We start from the raw sequence: 12,604 nt of genomic DNA on the forward strand, positions 1-12,604 counted from the left end.
TCTACTTATCCAGTTCTTTATGTGCGTTTGCCACCGTTTCCTTTACATCCAGCAGGGTGTCTTCTGGAAGATTATCTACCTTCTTTTTCAAGTGAAGAAGATATTCAATATTTCCCTCCGGCCCTTTAATCGGAGAATATTCTAAGTGCAATGTGGCATAACCGATGCTTTTGGCATATTCCATTACCTTTTCGATAACCTCTTCATGTACCTTCGGCTCTCTTACCACACCTTTTTTTCCTACCTTTTCTCTGCCGGCCTCAAACTGCGGTTTAATCAGACAAACCACTTCTCCATCTTCCTTTAACAGATGATATACAGGCAGCAAAACCTTTGTAAGAGAAATAAAAGATACGTCAATAGAAGAAAAATCTGCCGCTTCCTGTAAGTCCTCCGGCACCACATAGCGGATATTGGTTTTCTCCATACATACAACACGGGGGTCGTTTCGAAGCTTCCAATCCAACTGTCCGTGTCCCACGTCAATGGCATAAACTTTTACAGCGCCGTTTTGCAGCATACAGTCTGTAAATCCTCCTGTGGAAGAGCCTACATCCATACAAACCTTATTTTCCAAGGCAACTCCAAAATGGCTCATTGCTTTTTCCAGTTTCAATCCACCACGACTGACATATTTTAAAGTATTTCCGCGAATCTCAATATTCACAGTTTCCTGAAACATAGTTCCTGCTTTATCTTCTTTCTGATTATCTACATATACGTTTCCTGCCATAATGACAGCTTTTGCCTTTTCTCTGGAAACTGCCAGCCCTCTTTTTACAAGCAGGACATCAAGACGTTCCTTCATTTATTTTGCCTCCTTGATTTTTTTATAAACCGAAACTGCATCAATTCCTGCTTTTTCTTTTAACTTTTCAGGATTTCCATGTTCGATAAACCGATCCGGAAGCGCAATATTCAACACCCGAACCTGCGGATGGTGTCTGTGCATATAATCAATCACTGCGCTTCCAAAACCGCCCTTTTGTACATTTTCTTCCATAGTTACAAGCAGGGAATGTTCCTTTGCCAGTCTGTCCAGCATTTTTTCATCCAGAGGCTTTACAAATCTGGCGTTTACAAGAGTCGGCGTTTCTCCCTCTGCTTTCAGCATTTCATAAACCTGACATGCTGTTTTTACCATACTTCCGATTGGAAGCAATGCAATGGAATTTCCCTCGTAAATCATTTCACTGCGCCCTTTTAAAACAGGGGCTCTGTATTCCTCCAGCCCGTCATAAGCCTCTCCTCTGGGATATCGAATTGCAATCGGTCCGTCATAATTCACTGCAAATTTCATCATATCCGAAAGCTCCCATTTGTTTTTCGGAGCCATAACCGTCATGTTGGGTATCATGGATAAATACGTCAAATCAAAGCATCCCTGATGTGTTTCTCCGTCACTGCCTACCAGACCTGCTCTGTCTACCGCAAAAATCACATGGAGATTTTGCAGACACACATCCTCAATCATCTGGTCTACTGCTCTTTGCAAAAAAGAGGAATAAATTGCCACCACCGGTATCATGCCGCCTAAAGCAAGACCTGCTGCAAAAGTCACCGCATGCTCTTCCGCAATTCCCACATCAAAGAAGCGCTCCGGAAACATATTGCGAAAACGCTTTAAGCCCGTTCCATCCGGCATGGCTGCCGTAACTGCCACAACACGCTCATCCCGGTCACCGAATTTTCGCATAACCGTAGAAAAAATGTCTGTATAATTTGCCTTTCCTCCGCTGCTGAGCGGAAGACCGTTTTCCAGATCAAAGGCTGCTGTTCCATGAAAACGGGCAGGATGACGCATGGCAGGTTCGTATCCCCTGCCTTTTTCTGTTTTTACATGCACCAGTACCGGACCTGAAATCTTCTTTGCTTCCTGAAAGGTCTGAATAAGCTTGGAGCAGTCATGTCCATTTACAGGTCCTAAATAGGTAATCCCCATATCTTCAAAAAACATTCCCGGTATTACCAGACGTTTAATACTGTCCTTTGTTTTATGCAGACGCTTAATCGTTGCAGGACCAATTCCCGGTATCTTACTCAGACTGTTTTTTACCCCTGTTTTAAATTCCTGATATCCTTCTGCTGTACGAAGATTACTTAAATAGCTGGAAATTCCTCCCACGTTTTCGGAAATGGACATTTCATTGTCATTTAATACAACAATAAAATTCTTTTTCAGCACAGAAGCATTGTTCAAAGCTTCATAAGCCATTCCTCCTGTAAGCGCTCCATCTCCGATAATGGATACCACATGGTAATTTTCCTGCTTTAAATCCCTTGCCCGCACATATCCCACACCTGCCGATATGGAGGTTGAGCTATGTCCCGTGTCAAAAGCGTCACAGGGACTTTCGCATCTTTTGGGAAATCCGCTCATACCGCCTAAGGTACGAAGTCCGTCAAAGCCTTCTTTTCGCCCTGTTAAAATTTTGTGAGTATAGGATTGGTGTCCCACATCCCAGATAAGCTTGTCCTCCGGCAAACAAAACACATAATGCAGCGCCATAGTAAGCTCCACCACACCTAAATTAGATGCCAGATGCCCGCCGGTCTTACTTACATGCTCTAAAAGAAATTCCCGAATTTCCTGTGCAAGCTGCTCCATATCTTCTAATGGGACTTTTTTAATGTCGTTCTCTTTTTTTATATTTTCTAAAATCATTCGTAATGCACCTCTATTTTCTGCGGGCACATAAAGACTGAAACAGTTCTTCCAGAAAACTCTTTTCATCTGTAAGCTCACGAAGAAGCCCAACGGCTTCATCTGTAAGCTTTTGCACCTCATTCCCCGCTTTTTCAATGCCTTCTAAGGTCACATACGTGGTCTTATTATTTTTTTCATCACTTCCAATCGGCTTGCCAAGCTCCTCTGCACTGCTGATAACGTCTAAAATATCATCTTGTATCTGAAAAGCAATACCGATTTTACTGCCGATTTGCTCCAGCTTTTCAATATCCGTAGCCCCTGCAAGAATACCACCAACCATCAGTGCGGCCTCGATTAAAGCTGAAGTTTTATTTTCATATATATAATCCAAAAGCTGTTTTTCCAGAGGTTTTCCGTCATTTTCCACGTCAACTCCCTGTCCGCCCAGCATTCCTTTTATTCCTGTTTTCTGTGCCAAAACCTTTAATGCTTTTGCCACACGCTGAAGCTCTGCCTCATCCTTTGCCATATCAAAGGCAGAAAAAGCTGTTTCATAAGCATAATTTAACAGAGCATCCCCTGCTAAAATTGCCGCTGCTTCTCCAAAGACAATATGGGTGGTTTGCTTTCCCCGTCTGAATTCATCATTGTCAAGGGCAGGCAAATCATCATGAATTAAAGAATGGGTATGAACCATTTCCAAGGCTGCCATAAAAGGCTCGATGATTTCCCCTTCTCCTCCCAAAATCTGATAAGCTTCTCTCATAAATACAGGTCTTAAACGCTTTCCTCCTGCTCGCATGCTGTAATTTACAGCTTCTGCCATTCTCCCTGAAAATCCATGCTCTTCAGGCAGATATTTCTCAATCACAGCCTCTGCAAAGTCTGTTCTTTCCTGAAGTTCTGTTTTAAAATTCACTTAAATCACCATCTTTATTCATCTGGAGCATTTTTTTCTCAACCATATCGATTTTTTGGCTGCACTGCTTTAAGACTTCCATTCCTTTTTGGTACATGACAAAGGAGTCCTCCAGAGAGATTTCTCTGCTTTCCAGCTTTTCTACAATTTTATCCAGCTCCTGCAAGCCTTCCTCAATGGTTCTTTCTTCTGTCAGTTTCTCCGTCAATCTCTATGCTCCTCTCTTTTCTTTTTTCACATCGGTTACTTTTGTTATAATCGTTCCGTCTGTCACCTGAATTTTCAGTTCTTCTCCCACCTTCACCTGAGAAATACCGGTAACGGCAGATCCTGTTTGATTTTCCACATAAGAAAAGCCCTGATTTAATTTTTCAAGAGGTGACAGCCCCTTCATTCGTTCAATATAAATGTTCAAGTTTTGTCTGGCATGGAAAATCTGTGCTTCCATCGCACTCTGTATTCTGTTCTCCAAATCCAACAGGCGTGTACGCTTTTCCCTTATCTGAAACTCCGGACTTCCATACAGCAGACGATTTTCATAATATTTTATCTGCTGCTGTAAAAGCTGAATTTTATTTTCCAGATTTCTTGAAAGCTTCTGGCGATAATTTTCAAGAGACTGAAAAACGCCTCGGATATCTGCCACAGCCAGCTCTGCGGCTGCCGAAGGTGTAGGCGCACGCAAATCTGCCACAAAGTCCGCAATCGTGGTATCTGTTTCATGTCCCACTGCTGATATTATGGGAGTTTTACAGTTAAAAATTGCTCTCGCCACTTCCTCCTCGTTAAACGCCCACAAATCTTCCACAGAACCACCGCCACGGCCTACAAGCATCACATCGACGCCGTAAGCATCCAGCTTTTCAATTCCTTCAATAATACTTTCCTTTGCACCGTCTCCCTGTACCAGCGCCGGATACAAAATAAGCTGAACATAAGGATTTCGTCTTCCGGCCACATTGCGGATATCCTGTATGGCCGCTCCTGTGGGCGCCGTAACAATCCCCACGGTTTTTGCATAAGCCGGAATGGGCTGTTTGTATTCCTTTGCAAACATTCCCATCTCTTCCAGCTCTGCTTTTAATGCCAGAAAACGCTCGTATAAAAGTCCTGCGCCTTCTAAAGTAATCTCTTTGGCGTAAAGCTGATATTTTCCATCTCTTTCATATACACTGACGCTTCCGCTTACTACGACTTTATCGCCGTTTTTCATGGGAAATGCCAGACCCTTTCTCTGTCCTGCAAACATGACGCAGGCAAGAGCTCCTGTCTCATCTTTTAATGAAAAGTAAATATGTCCGGAGGTATGATACTTACAATTTGATACTTCACCTTTTATACTTATTTTATTCAACAGAAAATCCTGCTGAAACATATTTTTAATATAATTATTTACCTGACCTACGGAGTAGATACTGTTCATAAATCTTCCCTTGCTATTTTACCCAATATTCCATTGACAAAAGAAGCAGAATCATCTCCACCAAAGCTCTTACTAATTTCAACTGCCTCATTGATTGCGACTTTAACCGGTACGTCTTCATCATATTTCATTTCATAAACAGCCAAACGAAGAATATTCAAGTCAACTTTACTCATTCTCTTTGTTTTCCAACCTGCTGACTTTTCATTTAATAAAGCGTCAATTTCTTCCAAATGTTCCTTTACCAAAGCATATTTATTTTCCATGTAAGCTTGTTCTGTAGGCTGTAAATCAGAAAGGCCCTCAAAATATAACTGTATCTGTTCCGGCATTTCCGCTGTTTCATTAAACTCTCCTAAAAAAAGAAGTTTGAAAATGTGTTCTCTCATTTCTCGTCTTCCCATATTTCTTCCTCCTGTACGTATCCTTTTTAAATTCTCTTATAGCAAAAATAAGGTGCCCTAAAAAAGACACCTTACCTCTCTTCTCTTTTAGCTGTGAACTTGTCAATGAACTATTTTGTCTTTTCAATCTCTACGCTTGCAATGCGCACGTTTACATCAGAAACAGTAAGACCTGTCATATTTTCAATGGCAGCCTTTACTCTTTCCTGTACTTTTTTGCTTGTTTCTAAAATATTAAAGCCATATTCGATATTAAGAGCAATATCTACGCATACTACATCTTCTAAAACATCTACCTTTACACCTTTTGAAAGCACCTTCATGCCCAGCTTTCCAACAAGCTCATTTGTAATGTTTCCTGCCATGGAGCCGACACCTTCTACCTCTGTTGCTGCCAGTCCTGCAATAATCGCCACTACTTCGTCTGCAATCTGTACTTCCCCAAGAGAGCCGTTATCATGTATTTTATATCTGTTTCTATCTTCCATTCTGATTTAACCTCCTAATAGGAAATATCCTGCTTCTTATTATACCAAAACCCTGAAAAAATTAAAAGTGGTTTTTTGCTTTTCCCGCAAAAAACCACCTTCTGCATCTTTTTTCTTTCTAATTTCTGGAAAACTCTGCCAATTTCAGACCTTCGTTTCTGTCCAAGGTCATTCCGATACTCCAGCTGTTGATAAACAGCAAAAGCGGATTTCCCTTCATATCCATAACCTTCTTCATGTCGGAAGTACCTGTGAGACGCTTCACATCCACTTCTTCTTTATTTTCAATCCAACGGATATGTTCATAAGGCAGGGCTTCCAAACGGATGTCTACATTGTACTCATTCTCCAGACGATATTTTAATACGTCAAACTGAAGAACACCTACAACACCTACGATAATTTCTTCCATACCGCCCATGATTTCCTGAAAAATCTGAATAGCGCCTTCCTGTGCAATCTGGTTAATTCCTTTCACAAACTGCTTACGCTTCATGCTGTCTAACAGACGCACACGTGCAAAATGTTCCGGAGCAAAAGTAGGAATACCTTCATACTGAAACTTCTTTCCTGGTGTACATACCGTATCTCCAATAGAGAAAATTCCCGGGTCAAAGACACCAATAATATCCCCTGCATAAGCCTCATCTACTACGTGTCTGTCCTGTGCCATCATCTGCTGTGGCTGAGAAAGACGCATTTTTTTGTTCCCCTGTACATGGAACACTTCTTTTGATGCTTCAAACTTGCCAGAGCAAATGCGCATAAACGCAATTCTGTCTCTGTGATTTTTATTCATATTTGCCTGTATTTTAAATACAAAAGCAGAAAAATCTTCTGTCAGAGGATCTACCTCTCCAATATCTGCTTTTCTTGGCAACGGTGTAGAAGTCATTTTCAAGAAATGTTTTAAGAAAGTTTCCACACCAAAGTTAGTAAGAGCAGATCCAAAGCACACAGGAGAGAGTTTTCCCTGATCCACAAGCTCCTGATCAAACTCAGCGCTTGCTCCGTCTAAAAGCTCAATTTCTTCTAAAAGCTGTTCCTTCTGATCTGCATCCAAAACTTCATCAATACGTGGTTCATCTAAAGCAATTTCTTCTTCCAGACCTTCTTTTGTACCTTTCATGGTATCTGAGAAAGTCAAAACCTTTCCTGTTTCCCTGTCATACACACCTCTGAATTTCTTTCCTGAACCAATAGGCCAGTTAATGGGGCATGTGGGAATTCCCAGTTCCTTTTCGATTTCGTCTAATAAATCAAAGGTATCGTTGGCATCTCTGTCCAGCTTGTTAATAAATGTAAAGATAGGAATATTTCGCATGGCACAAACCTTGAAAAGCTTTCTGGTCTGCGCTTCCACACCCTTTGATGCGTCAATAACCATTACGGCAGAGTCTGCCGCCATCAAAGTACGATAAGTATCCTCTGAGAAGTCCTGATGTCCCGGTGTATCCAAAATATTGATACAATAACCATCATAATTAAACTGCAACACAGAGGAAGTAACAGAAATACCTCTCTCCTTTTCTATTTCCATCCAGTCAGAAACTGCATGGCGGGCAGTTGCTTTTCCTTTTACGCTTCCTGCCAGATTAATCGCACCTCCGTAAAGCAGAAACTTCTCGGTAAGAGTTGTTTTACCTGCATCGGGGTGAGAAATAATTGCAAATGTACGTCTTTTTGTAATTTCTTTCGTATAGTCAGCCACCTTAGGCCCTCCTTCATTTCATATAGCACACTGACGCTATTTTAGTATACGGGGAAATATGTGTCAAGGGGATTTATTCATTTTCCCCGGTTCCGCCGTCCAAAGGAGTAATCACAATCTTTTCTGCCGCTACATTTGTTTTCCTCTTTACAATATCCTCAATCTGAGCTCTGTTGGCATCTTCCATATATTCCTTCGGCACAATAACATCTGCGCTGTCACCTGTCAAATTTACCACCACATTCTGAAAGCCCTGCGCGTCAAGCAACAGCTCTGCGGCTTCCTCCTGCTCTGCAAGATTAGTCATGTTTACCATGGAATTGACAGCCTCCTGCTTCTGTTCCTCACCTAAATTTTCATTGTTGATGATTTCCAGCAGTGTTTCTTTATTGGCAGAGCGCACCTGTTCTCTGCTGACCTTTGCTTCTGCCACAAAGCCGGATGCACCTGTCAGCACTGCTTCTCCCGGTGTTTCCGTTTCTTTTTCTTCTTCTGCCGCCTTCTGATTTTCTTCTGCCATGGCAGTTTCGTCTGTGATGTCATAATCCAGACTTTCGATTTCTTCTACGATGGCATCGGTTTCCTGTGTTTCCTCTTCATCCTTTTGCGAGGTTTTCGTACTTGCCTTCTTCAGCGTTTTGTCAATTCCCAGATGATTGTCTGAGTAATTGATGTACCCTGCCACAGCAATCATAATTGCCAAAGCTGTAATAATGACCTGATTTTTTTTGAAGATTTTTTTCATGTGACATTCTCCTCTAATTCATTTTCATTACTTTAATTTTATGGGCTTCCACCTGAAATAATACCTGTACTGCCTCCTGAATGTTGCGAATAATTACGGGATTATCACCTCCCTCTGCCACCACCACGACACCAAGCACTTTGGGATATTCCTGTGATGTAAGATAGGGGATTTGATTACCCTTTGCATCCTTTGTATAAACGGTATCCTGTTCATCCTTTTCCACCAGATTTTTCTCTGTGCCTTCACAGGTGAGAATAACTTCTGCTTCTCCTACCCCCTTTACCTTTTCCAATACCTTTTCCAGCTGTTCTTCCATCTGCTGCTGCCAGTCCTTTTGTTCTTTTTCCTGTTCTGTGCCGTTTTCTTCCTCCGACAGCATTTGCGGCACTTCCCTTTCCTTTACGGGAAGAGCTGCAATGAGCAAAAGAAGTCCAAGGAGAAGAATGACAACCAATTTTTCTTTTTTCATCATTCCCTGTAAAAGCTTCATGGTTCTACCTCCTGCCCTCTTAAAATTTCTGTCTCCTTCTCCCAGCTTTGCTCCCATGCCTCTGCTTTTTCTTCCCACTCTTGCGCTTCTGTTTCAAACCCCTCGAAGCTCTCTATATAAGACTCCAGTTTTTGTCCCATATCGGTAATCTGAAAAATAGGAGATAAAAATGTAAGGATAAGCAGCAAGCCCATGTAATAACGAATATATTTCTTGTAGCTATCATCGGGGAGTAAATTCATAACTACGGTCAGCAGAAAAAAATAGCAGACTACGTTTTGAAGCCAGGAATATAGTTGTGAGAGCATAGATTTTCTCCTTTCTTTCTCAAACAAATGTAATAAAAAGTTTTTAACAGATGCTGACTCCATATTCCCCTGCAAACTGTCCATTTTCTTATTTTTCTACGCCGCTTATAGATGCTCGAAAAATCGCAAAATGTTCCAATTGTTTGCAAAAGAACATGTCGTTGCATCTGAGCAAATATTTTTATACAATTAATGAGAAACAAATGAAACGGATAAAATAGCAATGGTAATGAGTAGCAACAACTCTACTGTTAATAATACTCTCAAAAGTAATCTGCAGCCCTCTCCCATGGTGGAGAGGCAGCCTGTCATTCGTTTGTCTGCCACGGGCTGGACAACGGCTGCCAAAAGCTTATAGATCAAGGTGGTTACTCCCAGACGAATAATAGGAGGAAGTCCTAAAAGGAGTAAAACCAAAATTCCCACTACGCCAATACAGTTTCGAATAAGCACAGCCGTTCCAAGCGCCACCTCTGTTACGCCGTCAATGGCGTTCCCTACTGCCGGAATGGCGGTGGCTGTTTTTCCTATGACATCTCGTTTTAAAGAGTCCACAGCCGGAGATATCATGTTCTGAATAACCTGCATCCCCACAAGAACTGCCACACAGGTATGCAGAGTCCACTCTAAAATTGTTTTAAAAAACTCTGCCATTTTAGACAGAATATCTTCTTTATGAAGATAATTTACCAGCTGAAACAAAACAAACAGATGTATCCCCGGTACTACCAGCTTTAATAAAATAACCTGAATAACGTAAATTACAGCCAGCACCATGTTATAAAAAATCATGGCGCTTGCCACACCTCCGGCTGCTGTCACTGCCAGAAAATAGGAGGGCATCAATGCTTTCATAAAAAACACAAAATCCTCTAAACCGGAAGAAATGATCCGACTCATCTGTCCAAAGCTTTTCATGAGTATGGTAAGCAAAAAAAGATATACCATGTAAAAACTGATTCCTCCCGTTTCTCCTTTTCCGAACATTCCTGTAAAATTAGAAAACAGAGAAGCAGCCAATACCAGAAGGATAACCTGAACCAGAATTTTCTTATCCGGCAAAAGCTGTTGATATAAAAATGCTTTTCCGATTTCCCCAAAATGCTCTGCGGAAAAAGGTTCTTCCCCTGAAAGTGCCTTTTTGATGCTTTCTTTTACAGAAAAAGTCTCTTCCCCTAAAAGCTCGTTTACCGCTTCCTGCATTTTTTCCAGCTCCATACTGTCTAAAAGCTGCTCCTGCGTATTTCCCTGCTCCCCGTTGGAAGCCTGTACCGGTATGGAAAACAAAAGAAAAAGAAAAAATATCATTTGTATCTTTTTTATCCTCATGGCAGAAAGCTGCGAATTGTTTCCATCAAAGCCAAAAGCACCGGCATGGACAGAACCATCATATACAGCTTTGTAAAAACCTCAATCTGGGAAGCCACTGCACTGTAACCTGCATCCTTGCAAAGTCCGGAAGAAAACTGAGCCACATAAGCCGCTCCCAGCATTTTTAACAAAATCACAAAATACTTGGTATCCAGCGGCAAATATTCCTGAAGCTGTAAAACAGAAGAAAATATATATGCAATTTTTTCTGTCATATAAGAAAAAATACAGATGCCAGCCCCAAGGCTTAAATATACGGTATATTCCGGTCTTGTCCCTTTTAAAAGCAGTCCCAGCAGCATCCCTGTAATGCCTATCATCACAATTCTTATAACTTCCATATCCCCTCCTGCTATAATGAAAACAAGTCTTCAATGGTACGGAATAAATCGTAAATATAGGGAAGTATCCAGAACAATACCAAAAGAAGTCCTGTCAGGCTTGTCAAAAATGCCAGCTCCTCTCTCTGACTGTGCTTTAATATCTGGCACAGAACAGACACCAGTATCCCCACTGCACCGATTTTAAATAATAACCCTACCTCCACTCTGTTTCCTCCTGTATGCTGTATTACAGTAACAAAATCGCCAGAAAAATCCCTGACAAAACCCCTAAGCTCCGATATAGCTTTTTCTTTACCGGTATCTCCCCTGCAAGGATGTCAATTTCTGTTTTTAACTGCTGCAAATACCACTGTGTTGTATTTTTCTGCATGTCTGTATCCAAATATCCCAGATATTCTCCAAGCTGTACAAATTCTTCAAAATCCTTCTGCGTCAGCTCGCTGTTTTTCAAATATTTTTCTGCATTTTCCCGAAAAATACAGGCAAAACGCTCTCCCTGATATTTCTGCGCCATCTCTGCCGTCTCTTTCAAAAAACTGCACAAGGGTTCTTGCACTTTGCCGGAAACACGCAGCACGGCTTCCGGCAAGGCTTCCCTTCGATAAGTAATTTCTCCCATTAAAAGCAGCAGCAGCTTTTCAATTTCCCGAAGCAAAAACAGCCTGTCAGAAATTGCCGCACTTTTCTTATACCCCAATGCTGCACAGGCAAAAATCACCAGAACTGCCCCTATGATTTTCAGCATAAAATCCCCTGCCTTCGGGAAGCATCATAAAGACCGGTTCCCCTCTCATCGTAAATAGCCTTTATTTGTCCAGCACAGTCTTTTTTATACAGCACAATATAACGCTCGAAAACCTTTTCCTGCATCAGCCTTTGAAGCAACGGCTTTCGTTTAATATCCTCTATGGAGCTTCCGTGAACAGTTGCAAAAAGCTTGCAGCCACAGTGAATAACAGACTCTATGGCATGAATGTCTTCATAATCGCCCAGCTCGTCTACTGCCACTACCTCCGGTGACATGGAACGTATCAGCATCATCATTCCCTCTGCCTTCGGACAACAATCTAAAACATCTGTGCGTATACCCAAATCATTTTGCGGTATTCCCTGATAAGAGCCTGCAATTTCCGAACGCTCATCTACCACACCTACGGAAACTCCCGGCATATAGCGGTTTCCGTTGCTGACCTGACGGATTAAATCTCTTAAAAGCGTGGTTTTCCCGCACCTGGGGGGAGAAATAATCAGGGTATGGCAAATTTGTCTGTTTTTTATAATATAGGGAAGTATGGGGGATGCGCACCCCTTTATCTGATGTGATAATCGAAGATTGATATAAGATATGTATTTCAGACTTTTAATCTTATTGCCGTCTAAGATGGTTTTTCCTGCAATTCCTACTCTGTGGCCTCCCACAATGGTGAGAAAGCCCTGCCGTATTTCCTCCTCAAAGGCATAGAGAGAATAGCCGCTGATATATTCCAGCATTTCCTTTAAATCCTCTGTTTGAACATGGTAAGCCTTTGCCTCCTCTCTTGTCAGCTCTCCTTCTAAGGTCAAAAAATATTCTTTTCCCTGATAAATCACAATCAGAGGCGCATTCACCCTCAGTCGGATTTCGTAGATTTTATTTCTGTCAAAAAGAGCCTGCCCAAGAGCTTTTCTAATTTGTGCAGGAAACAGTTTTGTAATATCCTGTTCTGTCATTTGCCTCACCTCTTAAAATAATATATGAGGACAATCCC

16 protein-coding genes are annotated in these 12,604 nt (G+C 41.6%); all 16 read right to left on the reverse strand.

Translation table 11 applies throughout. The features are described 5' to 3' along the window. Position 1: 1 nt before the first annotated feature. Positions 2-808, reverse strand: a complete 807-nt coding sequence (locus tag CGC63_RS10625) for a TlyA family RNA methyltransferase (protein WP_003019916.1) — start codon at positions 806-808, stop codon at positions 2-4. After that, positions 809-2,665, reverse strand: a complete 1,857-nt coding sequence (gene dxs / locus CGC63_RS10630) for a 1-deoxy-D-xylulose-5-phosphate synthase (protein WP_003019914.1) — start codon at positions 2,663-2,665, stop codon at positions 809-811. 13 nt (positions 2,666-2,678) lie between these two features. After that, on the reverse strand, positions 2,679-3,569 hold the full coding sequence (locus CGC63_RS10635) for a polyprenyl synthetase family protein (protein WP_003019911.1): 891 nt from the start codon (positions 3,567-3,569) through the stop codon (positions 2,679-2,681). Beyond that, positions 3,559-3,777, reverse strand: a complete 219-nt coding sequence (xseB, locus tag CGC63_RS10640; protein ID WP_003019909.1) for an exodeoxyribonuclease VII small subunit — start codon at positions 3,775-3,777, stop codon at positions 3,559-3,561. Before xseB ends, CGC63_RS10635 begins: the two co-directional genes overlap by 11 nt. A 3-nt stretch (positions 3,778-3,780) precedes the next feature. Next, entirely contained in the window at positions 3,781-4,992 is a 1,212-nt protein-coding gene (gene xseA, locus CGC63_RS10645) for an exodeoxyribonuclease VII large subunit (protein WP_003019907.1), read from the reverse strand. Next, complete coding sequence (gene nusB, locus CGC63_RS10650) at positions 4,989-5,396, reverse strand: transcription antitermination factor NusB (RefSeq protein WP_003019905.1); 408 nt, start codon at positions 5,394-5,396, stop codon at positions 4,989-4,991. Before nusB ends, xseA begins: the two co-directional genes overlap by 4 nt. A 110-nt stretch (positions 5,397-5,506) precedes the next feature. Then, positions 5,507-5,884 (reverse strand): Asp23/Gls24 family envelope stress response protein, encoded by a 378-nt coding sequence (locus CGC63_RS10655; protein ID WP_003019904.1) that lies wholly within the window; start codon positions 5,882-5,884, stop codon positions 5,507-5,509. Positions 5,885-6,002: 118 nt separating this feature from the next. Further along, entirely contained in the window at positions 6,003-7,595 is a 1,593-nt protein-coding gene (locus tag CGC63_RS10660) for a peptide chain release factor 3 (protein WP_003019903.1), read from the reverse strand. 73 nt (positions 7,596-7,668) lie between these two features. After that, positions 7,669-8,340: a SpoIIIAH-like family protein gene (locus CGC63_RS10665; RefSeq protein WP_009246329.1), complete on the reverse strand. Its 672-nt coding sequence runs from the start codon at positions 8,338-8,340 to the stop codon at positions 7,669-7,671. A gap of 13 nt (positions 8,341-8,353) precedes the next feature. Next, entirely contained in the window at positions 8,354-8,833 is a 480-nt protein-coding gene (locus CGC63_RS10670) for a SpoIIIAG-related protein (protein WP_003019901.1), read from the reverse strand. Beyond that, on the reverse strand, positions 8,830-9,141 hold the full coding sequence (locus tag CGC63_RS10675; protein WP_154965464.1) for a stage III sporulation protein AF: 312 nt from the start codon (positions 9,139-9,141) through the stop codon (positions 8,830-8,832). The genes CGC63_RS10670 and CGC63_RS10675 overlap by 4 nt, the downstream gene beginning before the upstream one ends. A gap of 189 nt (positions 9,142-9,330) precedes the next feature. Beyond that, positions 9,331-10,449 (reverse strand): stage III sporulation protein AE, encoded by a 1,119-nt coding sequence (locus CGC63_RS10680; RefSeq protein ID WP_242648451.1) that lies wholly within the window; start codon positions 10,447-10,449, stop codon positions 9,331-9,333. 17 nt (positions 10,450-10,466) lie between these two features. Continuing rightward, a complete protein-coding gene (locus tag CGC63_RS10685) occupies positions 10,467-10,853 on the reverse strand; it encodes a SpoIIIAC/SpoIIIAD family protein (RefSeq protein ID WP_003019898.1) in 387 nt (128 codons plus the stop codon). A gap of 11 nt (positions 10,854-10,864) precedes the next feature. Continuing rightward, positions 10,865-11,059 carry a stage III sporulation protein AC gene (gene spoIIIAC / locus CGC63_RS10690; RefSeq protein ID WP_003019897.1) on the reverse strand — a complete coding sequence of 65 codons (195 nt, stop codon included), beginning with the start codon at positions 11,057-11,059 and terminating at the stop codon, positions 10,865-10,867. Positions 11,060-11,082: 23 nt separating this feature from the next. After that, positions 11,083-11,601, reverse strand: coding sequence for a stage III sporulation protein AB (locus tag CGC63_RS10695; protein WP_003019896.1), 519 nt, complete (start codon positions 11,599-11,601; stop codon positions 11,083-11,085). Further along, complete coding sequence (gene spoIIIAA / locus CGC63_RS10700) at positions 11,595-12,566, reverse strand: stage III sporulation protein AA (RefSeq protein WP_003019895.1); 972 nt, start codon at positions 12,564-12,566, stop codon at positions 11,595-11,597. Before spoIIIAA ends, CGC63_RS10695 begins: the two co-directional genes overlap by 7 nt. Positions 12,567-12,604 lie beyond the last annotated feature (38 nt).

The organism is Blautia hansenii DSM 20583, assembly GCF_002222595.2.
Taxonomy (GTDB): domain Bacteria; phylum Bacillota; class Clostridia; order Lachnospirales; family Lachnospiraceae; genus Blautia; species Blautia hansenii.